Origin of the sequence: Bacteroides ndongoniae (genome assembly GCF_900108345.1) — a bacterium.
Lineage (GTDB): Bacteria > Bacteroidota > Bacteroidia > Bacteroidales > Bacteroidaceae > Bacteroides > Bacteroides ndongoniae.
On the sequence record NZ_FNVV01000013.1, the window covers coordinates 157,726 to 171,107 of the forward strand.

Here is a 13,382-nt window from a genome sequence, read left to right on the forward strand (position 1 = left end):
AGACAAATGAGAAAAGCAAAACCGAAAAAACGTGTCATCCTTCCGGATCCCGTTTTTAATGATGTGAAAGTTTCCAAGTTCGTTAACCACCTGATGTACGACGGCAAGAAGAATACATCTTACGAAATCTTCTATGCAGCTCTGGAAACAGTGAAGAACAAGATGCAGAACGAAGAGAAATCTGCTCTTGAGATTTGGAAAAAAGCTTTGGACAACGTAACTCCTCAAGTTGAAGTAAAATCTCGCCGTGTAGGTGGTGCTACTTTCCAGGTTCCGACCGAAATCCGCCCCGACCGTAAGGAGTCTATTTCAATGAAGAATTTAATTATCTTTGCTCGCAAGCGTGGTGGTAAGTCAATGGCTGACAAGCTGGCTGCCGAAATCATGGACGCTTTCAACGAACAAGGAGGTGCCTTCAAACGTAAAGAAGATATGCACAGAATGGCAGAAGCTAACCGTGCATTCGCTCATTTCCGTTTCTAATGTTATAGTGGTACCTATTAATAATTAAAAACTTAAAGATTTAGAAAATGGCAAAGCGTGATTTACATTTGACTCGTAACATCGGTATCATGGCTCACATCGATGCCGGTAAGACAACAACCTCAGAACGTATCTTGTTCTACACAGGTCTGACTCACAAAATCGGTGAGGTGCACGATGGTGCTGCCACAATGGACTGGATGGAACAGGAACAGGAGCGTGGTATTACTATTACTTCTGCTGCTACAACTACTCGTTGGAAATATGCAGGCAATACATATAAAATCAATCTGATTGACACTCCGGGACACGTTGACTTTACTGCCGAAGTAGAACGTTCATTGCGTGTACTTGACGGTGCTGTTGCTGCTTACTGTGCAGTAGGTGGTGTTGAACCGCAGTCTGAAACTGTATGGCGTCAGGCTGACAAGTACAATGTTCCCCGTATCGGATATGTAAACAAAATGGACCGTTCGGGCGCCGACTTCTTTGAAGTAGTTCGTCAGATGAAGGACGTTTTGGGTGCTAATCCCTGTCCGGTTGTAATTCCTATCGGTGCAGAAGAAAACTTCAAGGGTGTCGTTGACCTGATCAAAATGAAAGCTATCCTGTGGCACGATGAAACCATGGGCGCTGACTATGACGTTGAGGAAATTCCTGCCAACTTGCAGGCTGAAGCTGAAGAATGGCGTGGCAAGATGCTGGAAACAGTAGCTGAATACGACGATGCTTTGATGGAAAAATTCTTCGACGATCCTAATACAATCACTGAAGAAGAAATCCTCCGCGGATTGCGTGCTGCAACCTTGAAGATGGATATCGTGCCGATGCTTTGCGGTTCTTCTTTCAAGAATAAGGGCGTTCAGACACTGCTCGACTATGTATGTGCTTTCTTGCCTTCTCCGCTGGATACTCCTAACATCGTAGGTACTAATCCTTCGACTGGTGAAGAGGAAGACCGTAAGCCTGATGAAGACGAAAAGACTGCAGCTTTGGCATTTAAGATTGCTACTGACCCCTATGTAGGTCGTCTGACATTCTTCCGTGTTTACTCTGGTAAGGTTGAAGCCGGTTCTTATATCTACAACAGCCGTTCGGGCAAGAAGGAGCGTGTGTCTCGTCTGTTCCAGATGCACTCTAACAAGCAGAACCCTGTAGAAGTAGTATCTGCCGGTGATATCGGTGCAGGTGTTGGTTTCAAGGATATCCGTACTGGTGATACCTTGTGCGACGAAGATGCTCCTATCGTATTGGAGTCTATGGACTTCCCCGATCCGGTTATCGGTATCGCAGTTGAGCCTAAGACTCAGAAGGATATGGATAAATTGTCTAACGGTCTGGCTAAGCTGGCTGAAGAAGACCCGACATTCACCGTTCGTACCGACGAGCAGACTGGTCAGACAGTTATCTCTGGTATGGGTGAGCTTCACTTGGATATCATTATCGACCGTCTGAAACGTGAGTTCAAGGTTGAATGTAACCAAGGTAAGCCTCAGGTTAACTATAAAGAGGCTATCACGAAGACTGTTAACCTCCGTGAGGTGTACAAGAAGCAGTCTGGTGGTCGTGGTAAGTTCGCTGATATCATCGTTAACGTTGGTCCGATCGATGAGGACTACAAAGAAGGCGGTCTGCAGTTCATCAACGAAGTAACTGGTGGTAACATTCCTAAGGAATTTATTCCTTCTGTACAGAAGGGCTTCCAGACAGCTATGAAGAACGGTGTATTAGCCGGCTTCCCGATGGATAGCTTGAAGGTTACTTTGCTTGATGGTTCTTTCCACCCGGTAGACTCTGACCAGCTGTCATTCGAAATCTGTGCAATCCAGGCTTATAAGAATGCTTGTTCTAAGGCCGGTCCTGTGCTGATGGAGCCTATCATGAAGCTGGAAGTTGTTACTCCGGAAGAGAACATGGGTGATGTGATCGGTGACTTGAACAAACGTCGTGGTCAGGTAGAAGGTATGGAGTCAAGCCGCTCAGGTGCCCGCATCGTGAAGGCTATGGTTCCGCTGGCTGAAATGTTCGGCTATGTAACAGCATTGCGTACCATTACTTCTGGTCGTGCTACTTCTTCTATGACTTACGATCATCACGCACAAGTATCTACTTCTATTGCCAAGGCAGTATTGGAAGAAGTGAAGGGACGTGTTGACCTGATTTAATCAACAGAATACAATCAGAGTACCGCAGGTTAGCGAATGACTCTTAACCTGCGGACTCTCTTTAGAATAATAATTTTAATAATAAAAGTAATGAGTCAAAAAATTAGAATCAAACTGAAATCTTACGACCACAACTTGGTTGACAAGTCAGCTGAAAAGATTGTAAGAACAGTAAAGACTACAGGTGCTATCGTCAGCGGTCCTATACCTCTGCCTACTCACAAGCGCATCTTTACTGTAAACCGTTCGACTTTCGTAAACAAAAAGTCTCGTGAACAATTCGAACTCTCTTCTTATAAGAGATTGATCGACATCTATAGCTCAACAGCTAAGACAGTAGATGCTCTGATGAAGCTGGAGTTGCCGAGCGGTGTGGAAGTAGAAATTAAAGTGTAAGTTAAGTATTAAAAATTTAGAGAAATGCCAGGATTATTAGGAAAAAAAATCGGAATGACATCCGTTTTCAGTGCCGAGGGCAAAAACGTGCCATGCACTGTTATCGAAGCAGGTCCTTGTGTTGTTACTCAAGTGAAGACTGTAGAAAAGGACGGCTATGCAGCTGTTCAGCTGGGCTTCCAGGATAAGAAAGAGAAGCATACTACAAAACCTTTGATGGGCCATTTTAAGAAGGCTGGAGTAACACCCAAGAAACACTTGGCTGAGTTCAAAGAATTTGCGACAGAGTTGAATCTGGGTGATACTGTAACTGTAGAACTGTTCAACGATGCCGATTTTGTAGACGTAGTAGGTACTTCTAAAGGTAAGGGTTTCCAAGGCGTTGTTAAGCGTCACGGCTTTGGTGGTGTAGGTCAGACTACTCACGGTCAGCATAACCGCGCTCGTAAACCGGGTTCTATCGGTGCTTGTTCGTATCCTGCAAAAGTATTCAAAGGAATGCGCATGGGCGGACAGCTTGGTGGCGACAGAGTAACTGTTCAAAACCTGCAAGTATTAAAAGTAATCGCGGAGCACAATCTTCTTTTGGTGAAAGGTTCTGTTCCTGGTTGCAAAGGTTCAATCGTAATAATTGAGAAATAATGGAAGTTAACGTATATAACATTAAAGGTGAAGACACTGGGAGAAAGATTACGTTAAACGAGTCTATCTTCGGAATTGAGCCCAACGACCACGCTATCTACTTGGACGTTAAACAGTTTATGGCAAACCAGCGTCAGGGCACTCACAAATCGAAAGAAAGAAGTGAGATCAGTGGTTCTACTCGTAAAATCGGTCGTCAAAAAGGTGGTGGCGGTGCACGTCGTGGTGACATGAATTCGCCGGTACTTGTTGGTGGTGGACGCGTATTTGGTCCGAAACCGAGAGATTACTACTTCAAACTGAATAAGAAAGTAAAAGCTTTGGCTCGTAAATCAGCTTTGTCTTATAAAGCAAAAGAAAACGCCATTGTTGTGGTTGAAGACTTCGCTTTTGAGGCTCCAAAGACTAAAGATTTTGTTGCAATGACAAAAAATCTTAAAGTTTCTGATAAAAAGCTGCTTTTAGTTTTACCGGAAGCAAATAAAAATGTATATTTGTCAGCTCGTAACGTGAAGGGTGCTAACGTGCAGACTATCTCCGGGTTGAATACTTATAGAGTATTGGACGCTGGAGTTCTTGTGCTTACTGAAAGCGCACTTTCTGCTATTGACAATATCTTAATGTAAAAAGGAGGCTTAGATAATGGGAATTATTATTAAACCGTTAGTGACAGAAAAAATGACTGCAATTACTGATAAGGCGAACAATCGTTTCGGCTTTGTCGTGCGTCCTGAAGCTAATAAACTGGAAATTAAGAAAGAAATTGAGGCCCTTTATAACGTTACAGTAGTTGATGTAAATACAATGCGCTATGACGGTAAGAACAAGAGCCGTTACACACGTGCAGGTATCATCAATGGTCGTAAGAGCGCTTTTAAGAAAGCCATCGTTACGTTGAAAGAAGGAGATACTATTGATTTTTATAGCAATATTTAATAGAAATGGCAGTACGTAAATTTAAGCCCACAACACCGGGGCAAAGACATAAAATTATTGGTACTTTCGAAGAAATTACTGCACGAGTACCAGAAAAGTCTCTTGTATTTGGTAAGAAATCTTCAGGTGGTCGTAACAACGAAGGTAAGATGACTATGCGCTACATCGGCGGTGGTCATAAGAAGGTAATTCGTATCATTGACTTCAAGAGAAATAAAGACGGTGTACCTGCAGTGGTTAAAACAATTGAATACGATCCGAACCGTTCGGCTCGTATCGCTCTGTTGTTTTATGCAGATGGTGAAAAAAGATATATTATTGCTCCCAATGGATTGCAAGTTGGCGCGACTTTGATGTCAGGTGCGGATGCGGCTCCGGAGATCGGAAACGCACTCCCTCTTCAAAATATCCCGGTAGGTACTGTAATTCACAATATCGAATTACGCCCCGGACAAGGTGCTGCTTTGGTTCGTTCGGCTGGTAATTTTGCTCAGTTGACTTCAAGAGAAGGTAAGTACTGCGTTATCAAGTTGCCTTCAGGCGAGGTTCGTCAGATCCTTTGCACTTGTAAGGCTACAGTAGGTAGCGTTGGTAATTCAGATCACGGACTGGAAAGTTCTGGTAAGGCAGGACGCTCTCGTTGGTTAGGACGTCGTCCGCATAACCGTGGTGTTGTTATGAACCCGGTTGATCACCCGATGGGTGGTGGTGAAGGACGTGCTTCAGGAGGACATCCGAGATCTCGTAAGGGATTGTATGCTAAGGGTCTTAAGACAAGAGCTCCGAAGAAACAATCATCTAAGTATATTATTGAGAGAAGAAAGAAGTAATCTGATTAATTGAGAAAATTATGAGTCGTTCATTAAAAAAAGGTCCGTATATTAACGTTAAACTTGAGAAGAAAGTGCTTGCCATGAATGAATCTGGCAAGAAGGCTGTAGTTAAGACTTGGGCCAGAGCTTCAATGATTTCGCCTGATTTCGTAGGCCATACTGTTGCAGTTCACAATGGAAATAAATTCATTCCTGTTTACGTTACCGAAAATATGGTAGGACACAAGTTGGGCGAATTTGCTCCAACTCGTACATTCAGAGGACACGCTGGTAACAAGAAAAAATAAAGACAGGATTTATCTGAAATAATAAAGTAATAATATAATGGGAGCAAGAAAAAAAATATCGGCTGATAAAAGAAAAGAAGCCCTTAAATCCATGTATTTTGCGAAATTGCAAAATGTTCCTACTTCCCCGCGTAAGATGCGTCTCGTGGCAGACATGATTCGCGGTATGGAAGTGAACAGAGCGCTTGGCGTCTTGAAGTTCTCTTCTAAAGAGGCTGCTGCGAGAGTGGAGAAGCTGCTGCGTTCTGCAATTGCTAACTGGGAGCAGAAAAACGAACGTAAGGCTGAAAGTGGCGAATTGTTCGTAACAAAGATTTATGTTGATGGTGGTGCTACGCTGAAAAGAATGCGTCCGGCTCCGCAGGGAAGAGGTTACAGAATTCGCAAGCGTTCAAATCACGTAACATTGTTCGTTGGTTCTAAAAGTAATAACGAAGATCAAAATTAAGGTAAATGGGACAAAAAGTTAATCCAATAAGCAACCGTTTAGGAATTATCAGAGGCTGGGATTCCAATTGGTATGGTGGAAAGAATTACGGCGATTCTTTGTTGGAAGATAGCAAAATTCGCAAATATCTGAACGCTCGTCTTGCTAAAGCCAGCGTTTCAAGAATTGTAATCGAACGTACACTGAAACTCGTGACTATTACCGTTTGTACTGCACGTCCGGGTATCATTATCGGTAAGGGTGGCCAGGAAGTTGATAAGTTGAAAGAGGAATTGAAGAAGGTTACCGATAAGGACATCCAGATTAATATCTTCGAAGTTAAGAGACCTGAACTCGACGCCGTTATCGTGGCTAATAACATCGCGCGTCAGGTTGAAGGTAAGATTGCCTACCGTCGTGCCATCAAGATGGCTATCGCTAATACAATGCGTATGGGTGCGGAAGGTATTAAAATTCAGATTTCAGGACGTTTGAATGGCGCTGAAATGGCACGTTCTGAAATGTATAAGGAAGGAAGAACTCCGTTGCACACTTTCAGAGCAGACATCGACTACTGTCATGCAGAAGCATTGACGAAGGTTGGTCTTCTCGGTATTAAAGTTTGGATTTGTAGAGGTGAAGTTTATGGTAAGAGAGAATTGGCTCCGAACTTTACACAAAGCAAGGAAAGTGGTCGTGGAAGCAATAGCGGAAACAATGGCGGAAAGAACTTCAAAAGAAAGAAAAATAATCGCTAACGAATTTGATTTTTAGGAATTATGTTACAACCGAAAAAAACAAAATTCAGAAGACAACAAAAAGGCCGTCAAAAAGGCAATGCCCAAAGAGGTAACCAGCTGGCTTTCGGGTCATTTGGTATCAAAGCTTTGGAGACGAAATGGATTACAGGCCGTCAGATTGAAGCTGCACGTATTGCAGTAACGAGATATATGCAACGTCAAGGACAAATTTGGATTCGCATTTTCCCCGATAAACCTATTACGAGAAAGCCTGCTGACGTACGTATGGGTAAAGGTAAAGGTAATCCCGAAGGATTCGTAGCTCCTGTAACACCGGGTAGAATTATCATCGAAGCCGAGGGTGTTTCTTATGAGATCGCTAAAGAAGCTTTGCGCTTGGCAGCACAGAAGCTTCCTATCACTACTAAGTTCGTGGTAAGACGTGATTACGATGTTCAAAATCAAAATGCGTAAGGAGTATGAAAATAGCAGAAATTAGAGAAATGTCTACCAGTGATTTGGTAGAAAGAGTTGAAGCAGAAGTAGCAAAGTATGATCAAATGGTTTTGAATCATTCTATTTCTCCTTTGGATAATCCTGCTCAGATCAAACAGTTACGCAGAACAATCGCGCGTATGAAGACTGAGTTACGTCAAAGAGAACTTAACAATAAATGATGAGTTTGATGGAAGCAAGAAATTTAAGAAAAGAAAGAACTGGGGTTGTGCTTAGCAACAAGATGGACAAGACTATCACAGTTGCTGCCAAATTTAAGGAAAAACACCCCATTTATGGTAAGTTCGTTAGCAAGACTAAGAAATACCATGCTCATGATGAGAAGAATGAGTGTAATGTAGGTGATACTGTACGTATCATGGAAACTCGTCCTTTGAGCAAGACCAAGAGATGGAGATTAGTAGAAATTGTAGAAAAAGCTAAGTAATTATGATACAAGCAGAATCCAGACTTACAGTATGTGACAACAGTGGGGCAAAAGAAGCCCTCTGTATTCGCGTTTTGGGCGGTACAGGTCGTCGCTATGCTTCTGTAGGGGATGTTATTGTTGTTTCTATCAAGAGCGTCATCCCTTCGAGTGATATTAAAAAAGGTGCAGTGTCTAAGGCTTTGATCGTACGTACTAAGAAAGAAATCCGTCGTCCGGATGGATCTTATATACGTTTTGATGACAACGCTTGTGTGTTGTTGAACAATGCAGGCGAAATCAGAGGTAGTCGTATTTTCGGTCCGGTAGCTCGTGAACTCCGTGCTACTAACATGAAAGTGGTGTCACTCGCTCCTGAAGTACTTTAATTTTGTAAAAGATTTAGGTAATGAGTAAGTTACATATAAAGAAAGGCGATACAGTTTACGTAAACGCTGGTGAAGATAAGGGTAAGACTGGTCGCGTGTTGAAGGTTCTTGTTGAGAAAAAACGTGCGATCGTTGAAGGTATCAACATGGTGTCGAAGAGCACAAAGCCGAGCGCTAAGAACCCCCAGGGTGGTATTGTGAAGCAGGAAGCTTCTATCCACATTTCAAACTTGAATCCGGTTGATCCGAAGACTGGTAAACCAACTCGTGTTGGTAGAAAAGTTAGTACTAATGCCAATGGCAAGAAGACTTTAGTGCGTTATTCTAAAAAATCAGGAGAGGAGATTAAGTAATGAGTAATACTGCTAGCCTTAAGAAAGAATATGCAGAGCGTATCGCTCCTGCATTGAAATCACAGTTCCAGTATTCTTCTTCTATGCAGATACCCGTACTTAAGAAGATTGTGATCAATCAAGGTCTGGGTATGGCTGTTGCCGACAAGAAGATTATTGAAGTGGCAATTAACGAAATGACTGCTATTACTGGCCAGAAAGCCGTAGCAACCGTTTCTCGTAAAGATATTGCAAACTTTAAGTTGCGTAAGAAAATGCCTATTGGCGTAATGGTGACTCTGCGTCGTGAGAGAATGTACGAATTCCTTGAGAAATTGGTTCGTGTCGCTCTTCCCCGTATCCGTGACTTCAAAGGTATTGAAAGTAAGTTCGATGGTAAGGGTAACTATACCCTTGGTATTCAGGAGCAAATCATTTTCCCTGAAATAAATATCGATAGTATTACAAGAATTCTCGGTATGAATATTACCTTTGTAACCTCTGCGAAGACAGATGAAGAAGGTTATGCTTTGTTGAAGGAATTCGGTTTACCGTTTAAGAACGCTAAAAAAGATTGATAAGTTATGGCAAAAGAATCAATGAAGGCACGTGAAGTAAGACGTGCAAAATTAGTAGCCAGATATGCCGAGAAAAGAGCTGCCCTGAAGAAAATCGTTAGAACGGGTGACCCTGTAGAGGCTTATGAGGCTGCACAAAAGCTTCAGGAATTGCCTAAGAATGCTAACCCCATTCGTCTGCACAATCGTTGCAAGCTGACTGGTCGTCCTAAAGGATATATCCGTCAGTTCGGCATTTCCAGAATCCAGTTCCGTGAGATGGCCTCAAACGGTCTTATCCCGGGTGTAAAGAAAGCAAGCTGGTAATTATTATTTTTTAAATATTGTCAGGGTAGTCCTGATTAATTTAATTTATTTTTTATATGACTGATCCAATAGCAGATTATTTGACGAGGTTGCGGAACGCTATTCAAGCGAAGCACAGAGTTGTGGAAGTTCCGGCTTCAAATTTGAAAAAAGAAATCACTAAGATTCTTTTTGAGAAAGGCTACATTCTTAATTACAAGTTTGTAGAAGATGGTCCTCAAGGTACAATCAAGGTAGCCTTGAAGTATGATCCGGTTAACAAGGTAAACGCTATCAAGAAACTGGAAAGAATTTCTTCTCCGGGTATGCGTAAATATACTGGTTACAAGGATATGCCGCGTGTTATTAATGGTTTGGGTATTGCTATAATATCTACTTCCAAAGGTGTAATGACCAACAAAGAAGCCGCTGAACTGAAGATCGGTGGTGAGGTTTTGTGTTATGTATATTAATGAGGAGGAATAAGCAATGTCAAGAATAGGAAAATTACCCATTAGCATTCCTGCCGGAGTAACAGTTACTTTGAAGGATGATGTAGTAACCGTAAAGGGACCTAAAGGCGAAATGAGCCAATACGTAAATCCTGCTATCAATGTTTCCATCGAAGACGGTCATGTAGTTTTGACAGAGAACGAGAACGCAATGTTGGATAATCCGAAGCAAAAACATGCGTTCCACGGTTTGTATCGTGCATTGGTTCACAACATGGTTGTTGGTGTATCTGAAGGATATAAGAAAGAGTTGGAACTTGTCGGTGTAGGTTACCGTGCTTCTAACCAAGGAAATATCATTGAACTGGCTTTGGGATATACTCACAGTATCTTTATACAGTTGCCGCCTGAAGTGAAGGTAGAGACTAAGTCTGAAAGAAATAAGAATCCGTTGATTATTCTGGAATCTTGTGATAAGCAATTGCTTGGTCAAGTTTGCTCTAAAATACGTTCTTTCCGTAAGCCTGAACCCTACAAAGGTAAAGGTATTAAGTTTGTTGGCGAAGAAATTCGTAGAAAGTCTGGTAAATCGGCCGGCGCTAAATAATCATTTAAATTGATAGAATATTATGACAACAAAAATAGAAAGACGAATTAAAATCAAATATAGAGTACGCAATAAAGTTTCAGGTACTCCTGAGTGTCCGCGTATGAGTGTATTTAGAAGCAACAAGCAAATCTATGTTCAGGTTATCGATGATTTGTCAGGTAGAACACTGGCTGCCGCTTCTTCTTTGGGTATGACTGAAAAGATGCCTAAGAAGGAACAAGCTGCTAAGGTAGGCGAGCTGATCGCTAAGAAAGCACAGGAAGCTGGAATTACTACTGTTGTTTTCGACCGTAATGGTTACTTATATCATGGGAGAGTAAAAGAAGTGGCTGATGCTGCACGTAACGGTGGACTTAAATTTTAATCATTATGGCAGGACTTAATAATAGAGTTAAGATTTCAAACGATATAGAACTGAAAGATAGATTAGTTGCTATTAATCGTGTGACCAAGGTGACAAAAGGTGGTAGAACTTTCAGCTTCTCTGCCATTGTGGTAGTAGGTAATGAAGAAGGTATCATCGGTTGGGGACTTGGTAAGGCAGGTGAAGTAACAGCTGCTATAGCAAAAGGTGTAGAATCTGCAAAGAAGAACTTGACAAGAGTACCTGTATTGAAGGGAACTGTTCCTCACGAACAGTCGGCTAAGTTTGGTGGTGCTGAAGTATTCATCAAGCCTGCTTCTCACGGTACGGGTGTGGTTGCCGGTGGTGCAATGCGTGCTGTACTCGAAAGTGTAGGTGTGACGGACGTTTTGGCTAAATCAAAAGGTTCTTCTAACCCTCATAACTTGGTGAAGGCTACAATTCTGGCATTAAGCGAAATGCGTGATGCTCGTATGGTAGCTCAGAACAGAGGTATCAGTATTGAAAAAGTTTTTAGAGGATAAGGAGGAAAATTATGTCGACTATAAAGATTAAACAAGTAAAAAGTAGAATTGGTGCTCCTGCTGACCAGAAGAGAACTCTCGATGCACTGGGACTTCATAAGTTGAATCGTGTGGTTGAACACGAATGCACTCCTTCAATTCTTGGAATGGTGGATAAGGTTAAACACTTGGTTACCATTGTTAAGTAATTATTTGTTGAATAATAAAACGAATTACAATATGAACTTAAGTAATTTAAAACCTGCAGAGGGATCTACTAAATCAAGAAAGAGAATTGGACGTGGTCCGGGTTCTGGTTTGGGAGGCACTTCTACAAGAGGTCATAAGGGAGCTAAATCAAGATCTGGATATTCTAAGAAGATCGGTTTCGAAGGTGGTCAGATGCCTCTTCAACGCCGTGTTCCGAAGTTTGGCTTTAAAAATATCAATCGCGTAGAGTATAAGGCTATTAACTTGGATACAATCCAGAAACTGGCTGAAGCTAAGAATCTGCAGACTGTAGGTATCAACGATTTTGTTGATGCTGGTTTCATCTCTTCAAACCAGTTGGTAAAAGTGTTAGGTAACGGAACTTTGACTGCTAAGTTGGATGTACAGGCACATGCATTCTCTAAGACTGCTGCTGCTGCCATCGAAGCTGCTGGTGGACAAGTGGTAAAACTCTAATTCAATGAGAAAAGCTATTGAAACATTAAAGAATATATGGAAAATTGAGGATCTGAGACAACGGATCCTCATTACCATATTGTTTGTGGCAATCTACCGTTTTGGTTCATATGTTGTATTGCCAGGTGTTAACCCGTCAATGTTGACTCAGTTGCACGAGCAAACAAGCGAGGGCCTTTTGGCTTTGTTAAATATGTTTTCCGGAGGAGCATTTTCCAATGCATCTATTTTTGCTTTGGGTATTATGCCGTATATCTCTGCCTCCATCGTTATTCAGTTGCTGGGAATCGCTGTTCCGTATTTCCAGAAATTGCAGCGTGAAGGTGAAAGCGGTAGAAGGAAAATGAATCAGTATACTCGTTATCTGACCATTGTGATTCTTTTGTTCCAGGCTCCTTCTTATTTGATGAATCTTAAAATGCAGGCTGGACCTTCTTTAAGTGCTTCATTAGATTGGACTCTGTTTATCGTTTATTCTACCATCATTTTAGCTGCTGGTAGTATGTTTATTTTGTGGCTTGGTGAGAGAATTACTGATAAAGGTATCGGTAATGGTATTTCATTGATCATTATGGTGGGTATTATTGCACGCTTGCCGCAATCTCTGTTCCAGGAACTGGTATCTCGTATGACTGATAAGACTGGTGGTTTGGTTATGTTCTTGATCGAACTTGTTGTTTTGTTAGTCGTTATCGCTTTTGCAATCCTGCTTGTTCAGGGTACGAGAAAGATTCCTGTACAGTATGCAAAGAAAATTGTCGGTAACAAGCAATACGGTGGCGCAAGACAGTATATTCCTTTGAAAGTGAATGCTGCCAATGTGATGCCTATTATCTTTGCTCAGGCAATCATGTTTATCCCCATTACCTTTATTGGTTTCTCAAATGTAAATAATGCAAGCGGTTTCGTTCATGCATTAACTGATCATACAAGCTTCTGGTACAATTTGATTTTTGCAGTGTTGATTATATTATTTACTTATTTCTATACTGCAATAACCATTAATCCGACTCAGATGGCCGAGGATATGAAGCGTAACAATGGCTTTATTCCTGGTATTAAGCCGGGCAAGCAAACAGCAGAGTATATTGATGTGATTATGTCACGCATTACTTTGCCAGGTTCTTTCTTCCTTGCCTTGGTTGCCATTATGCCTGCTTTTGCTGGTGTATTTGGAGTAAAAGCTGAATTTGCTCAGTTCTTTGGCGGTACATCTTTGTTAATTCTTGTAGGTGTGGTTCTTGATACACTGCAGCAAGTTGAAAGTCATCTGTTGATGAGACATTATGACGGTTTGCTGAAATCTGGTCGTATCAAAGGGCGTAGTGGTAATGTAGCTGCATATTAATCT

24 protein-coding genes are annotated in these 13,382 nt (G+C 41.8%); all 24 read left to right on the forward strand.

Annotation, left to right across the window (positions count from 1 at the left end; all coding sequences use genetic code 11):
• The first annotated feature begins 6 nt into the window (after positions 1–6).
• Entirely contained in the window at positions 7–483 is a 477-nt protein-coding gene (rpsG, locus tag BQ5591_RS04875) for a 30S ribosomal protein S7 (protein ID WP_022161689.1), read from the forward strand.
• 47 nt (positions 484–530) lie between these two features.
• The gene (gene fusA / locus BQ5591_RS04880; protein WP_071148638.1) at positions 531–2,648 is read left to right on the forward strand and encodes an elongation factor G; all 2,118 of its coding nucleotides are present in this window, start codon (positions 531–533) and stop codon (positions 2,646–2,648) included.
• 90 nt (positions 2,649–2,738) lie between these two features.
• Positions 2,739–3,044 (forward strand): 30S ribosomal protein S10, encoded by a 306-nt coding sequence (gene rpsJ / locus BQ5591_RS04885; protein WP_004291244.1) that lies wholly within the window; start codon positions 2,739–2,741, stop codon positions 3,042–3,044.
• 24 nt (positions 3,045–3,068) lie between these two features.
• Positions 3,069–3,686, forward strand: coding sequence for a 50S ribosomal protein L3 (gene rplC / locus BQ5591_RS04890; protein WP_022161691.1), 618 nt, complete (start codon positions 3,069–3,071; stop codon positions 3,684–3,686).
• Entirely contained in the window at positions 3,686–4,312 is a 627-nt protein-coding gene (rplD, locus tag BQ5591_RS04895; RefSeq protein ID WP_022161692.1) for a 50S ribosomal protein L4, read from the forward strand. The genes rplC and rplD overlap by 1 nt, the downstream gene beginning before the upstream one ends.
• Before the next feature lie 16 nt (positions 4,313–4,328).
• Positions 4,329–4,622 (forward strand): 50S ribosomal protein L23, encoded by a 294-nt coding sequence (gene rplW / locus BQ5591_RS04900; protein WP_022161693.1) that lies wholly within the window; start codon positions 4,329–4,331, stop codon positions 4,620–4,622.
• A 5-nt stretch (positions 4,623–4,627) separates the two neighbouring features.
• A complete protein-coding gene (rplB, locus tag BQ5591_RS04905; protein WP_071148639.1) occupies positions 4,628–5,452 on the forward strand; it encodes a 50S ribosomal protein L2 in 825 nt (274 codons plus the stop codon).
• 20 nt (positions 5,453–5,472) lie between these two features.
• The gene (gene rpsS / locus BQ5591_RS04910) at positions 5,473–5,742 is read left to right on the forward strand and encodes a 30S ribosomal protein S19 (RefSeq protein WP_022161551.1); all 270 of its coding nucleotides are present in this window, start codon (positions 5,473–5,475) and stop codon (positions 5,740–5,742) included.
• Positions 5,743–5,779: 37 nt separating this feature from the next.
• On the forward strand, positions 5,780–6,190 hold the full coding sequence (gene rplV / locus BQ5591_RS04915; RefSeq protein WP_022161552.1) for a 50S ribosomal protein L22: 411 nt from the start codon (positions 5,780–5,782) through the stop codon (positions 6,188–6,190).
• A 5-nt stretch (positions 6,191–6,195) separates the two neighbouring features.
• Complete coding sequence (rpsC, locus tag BQ5591_RS04920; protein ID WP_005656540.1) at positions 6,196–6,927, forward strand: 30S ribosomal protein S3; 732 nt, start codon at positions 6,196–6,198, stop codon at positions 6,925–6,927.
• Between the two features lie 21 nt (positions 6,928–6,948).
• Positions 6,949–7,383 (forward strand): 50S ribosomal protein L16, encoded by a 435-nt coding sequence (rplP, locus tag BQ5591_RS04925; protein ID WP_022161553.1) that lies wholly within the window; start codon positions 6,949–6,951, stop codon positions 7,381–7,383.
• Positions 7,384–7,388: 5 nt separating this feature from the next.
• Positions 7,389–7,586, forward strand: coding sequence for a 50S ribosomal protein L29 (rpmC, locus tag BQ5591_RS04930; RefSeq protein WP_022161554.1), 198 nt, complete (start codon positions 7,389–7,391; stop codon positions 7,584–7,586).
• Positions 7,583–7,852, forward strand: coding sequence for a 30S ribosomal protein S17 (gene rpsQ, locus BQ5591_RS04935; RefSeq protein ID WP_113740847.1), 270 nt, complete (start codon positions 7,583–7,585; stop codon positions 7,850–7,852). Before rpmC ends, rpsQ begins: the two co-directional genes overlap by 4 nt.
• Before the next feature lie 2 nt (positions 7,853–7,854).
• On the forward strand, positions 7,855–8,220 hold the full coding sequence (gene rplN, locus BQ5591_RS04940) for a 50S ribosomal protein L14 (RefSeq protein WP_022161556.1): 366 nt from the start codon (positions 7,855–7,857) through the stop codon (positions 8,218–8,220).
• A 20-nt stretch (positions 8,221–8,240) separates the two neighbouring features.
• Entirely contained in the window at positions 8,241–8,573 is a 333-nt protein-coding gene (gene rplX, locus BQ5591_RS04945; RefSeq protein ID WP_022161557.1) for a 50S ribosomal protein L24, read from the forward strand.
• Positions 8,573–9,130: a 50S ribosomal protein L5 gene (gene rplE, locus BQ5591_RS04950; protein ID WP_022161558.1), complete on the forward strand. Its 558-nt coding sequence runs from the start codon at positions 8,573–8,575 to the stop codon at positions 9,128–9,130. The genes rplX and rplE overlap by 1 nt, the downstream gene beginning before the upstream one ends.
• A gap of 6 nt (positions 9,131–9,136) precedes the next feature.
• Positions 9,137–9,436, forward strand: a complete 300-nt coding sequence (gene rpsN, locus BQ5591_RS04955) for a 30S ribosomal protein S14 (protein WP_022161559.1) — start codon at positions 9,137–9,139, stop codon at positions 9,434–9,436.
• A 56-nt stretch (positions 9,437–9,492) separates the two neighbouring features.
• Positions 9,493–9,888: a 30S ribosomal protein S8 gene (rpsH, locus tag BQ5591_RS04960; RefSeq protein ID WP_022161560.1), complete on the forward strand. Its 396-nt coding sequence runs from the start codon at positions 9,493–9,495 to the stop codon at positions 9,886–9,888.
• A 16-nt stretch (positions 9,889–9,904) separates the two neighbouring features.
• Positions 9,905–10,474 (forward strand): 50S ribosomal protein L6, encoded by a 570-nt coding sequence (gene rplF / locus BQ5591_RS04965; RefSeq protein ID WP_071148640.1) that lies wholly within the window; start codon positions 9,905–9,907, stop codon positions 10,472–10,474.
• A 22-nt stretch (positions 10,475–10,496) separates the two neighbouring features.
• Positions 10,497–10,841, forward strand: a complete 345-nt coding sequence (rplR, locus tag BQ5591_RS04970) for a 50S ribosomal protein L18 (protein WP_022161562.1) — start codon at positions 10,497–10,499, stop codon at positions 10,839–10,841.
• A 5-nt stretch (positions 10,842–10,846) separates the two neighbouring features.
• A complete protein-coding gene (gene rpsE / locus BQ5591_RS04975; RefSeq protein WP_022161563.1) occupies positions 10,847–11,365 on the forward strand; it encodes a 30S ribosomal protein S5 in 519 nt (172 codons plus the stop codon).
• A gap of 11 nt (positions 11,366–11,376) precedes the next feature.
• On the forward strand, positions 11,377–11,553 hold the full coding sequence (rpmD, locus tag BQ5591_RS04980) for a 50S ribosomal protein L30 (RefSeq protein ID WP_004291222.1): 177 nt from the start codon (positions 11,377–11,379) through the stop codon (positions 11,551–11,553).
• Between the two features lie 31 nt (positions 11,554–11,584).
• The gene (rplO, locus tag BQ5591_RS04985) at positions 11,585–12,031 is read left to right on the forward strand and encodes a 50S ribosomal protein L15 (RefSeq protein ID WP_022161564.1); all 447 of its coding nucleotides are present in this window, start codon (positions 11,585–11,587) and stop codon (positions 12,029–12,031) included.
• A 4-nt stretch (positions 12,032–12,035) separates the two neighbouring features.
• Positions 12,036–13,379 carry a preprotein translocase subunit SecY gene (gene secY / locus BQ5591_RS04990; protein WP_022161565.1) on the forward strand — a complete coding sequence of 448 codons (1,344 nt, stop codon included), beginning with the start codon at positions 12,036–12,038 and terminating at the stop codon, positions 13,377–13,379.
• The last annotated feature ends 3 nt before the right edge of the window (positions 13,380–13,382 follow it).

Bases quoted from the DNA above. Each gene is read 5' to 3' on its own strand.
- rpsG (WP_022161689.1), top strand. From the start codon at position 7: ATGAGAAAAGCAAAACCGAAAAAACGTGTCATCCTTCCGGATCCCGTT.
- fusA (WP_071148638.1), top strand. From the start codon at position 531: ATGGCAAAGCGTGATTTACATTTGACTCGTAACATCGGTATCATGGCT.
- rpsJ (WP_004291244.1), top strand. From the start codon at position 2,739: ATGAGTCAAAAAATTAGAATCAAACTGAAATCTTACGACCACAACTTG.
- rplC (WP_022161691.1), top strand. From the start codon at position 3,069: ATGCCAGGATTATTAGGAAAAAAAATCGGAATGACATCCGTTTTCAGT.
- rplD (WP_022161692.1), top strand. From the start codon at position 3,686: ATGGAAGTTAACGTATATAACATTAAAGGTGAAGACACTGGGAGAAAG.
- rplW (WP_022161693.1), top strand. From the start codon at position 4,329: ATGGGAATTATTATTAAACCGTTAGTGACAGAAAAAATGACTGCAATT.
- rplB (WP_071148639.1), top strand. From the start codon at position 4,628: ATGGCAGTACGTAAATTTAAGCCCACAACACCGGGGCAAAGACATAAA.
- rpsS (WP_022161551.1), top strand. From the start codon at position 5,473: ATGAGTCGTTCATTAAAAAAAGGTCCGTATATTAACGTTAAACTTGAG.
- rplV (WP_022161552.1), top strand. From the start codon at position 5,780: ATGGGAGCAAGAAAAAAAATATCGGCTGATAAAAGAAAAGAAGCCCTT.
- rpsC (WP_005656540.1), top strand. From the start codon at position 6,196: ATGGGACAAAAAGTTAATCCAATAAGCAACCGTTTAGGAATTATCAGA.
- rplP (WP_022161553.1), top strand. From the start codon at position 6,949: ATGTTACAACCGAAAAAAACAAAATTCAGAAGACAACAAAAAGGCCGT.
- rpmC (WP_022161554.1), top strand. From the start codon at position 7,389: ATGAAAATAGCAGAAATTAGAGAAATGTCTACCAGTGATTTGGTAGAA.
- rpsQ (WP_113740847.1), top strand. From the start codon at position 7,583: ATGATGAGTTTGATGGAAGCAAGAAATTTAAGAAAAGAAAGAACTGGG.
- rplN (WP_022161556.1), top strand. From the start codon at position 7,855: ATGATACAAGCAGAATCCAGACTTACAGTATGTGACAACAGTGGGGCA.
- rplX (WP_022161557.1), top strand. From the start codon at position 8,241: ATGAGTAAGTTACATATAAAGAAAGGCGATACAGTTTACGTAAACGCT.
- rplE (WP_022161558.1), top strand. From the start codon at position 8,573: ATGAGTAATACTGCTAGCCTTAAGAAAGAATATGCAGAGCGTATCGCT.
- rpsN (WP_022161559.1), top strand. From the start codon at position 9,137: ATGGCAAAAGAATCAATGAAGGCACGTGAAGTAAGACGTGCAAAATTA.
- rpsH (WP_022161560.1), top strand. From the start codon at position 9,493: ATGACTGATCCAATAGCAGATTATTTGACGAGGTTGCGGAACGCTATT.
- rplF (WP_071148640.1), top strand. From the start codon at position 9,905: ATGTCAAGAATAGGAAAATTACCCATTAGCATTCCTGCCGGAGTAACA.
- rplR (WP_022161562.1), top strand. From the start codon at position 10,497: ATGACAACAAAAATAGAAAGACGAATTAAAATCAAATATAGAGTACGC.
- rpsE (WP_022161563.1), top strand. From the start codon at position 10,847: ATGGCAGGACTTAATAATAGAGTTAAGATTTCAAACGATATAGAACTG.
- rpmD (WP_004291222.1), top strand. From the start codon at position 11,377: ATGTCGACTATAAAGATTAAACAAGTAAAAAGTAGAATTGGTGCTCCT.
- rplO (WP_022161564.1), top strand. From the start codon at position 11,585: ATGAACTTAAGTAATTTAAAACCTGCAGAGGGATCTACTAAATCAAGA.
- secY (WP_022161565.1), top strand. From the start codon at position 12,036: ATGAGAAAAGCTATTGAAACATTAAAGAATATATGGAAAATTGAGGAT.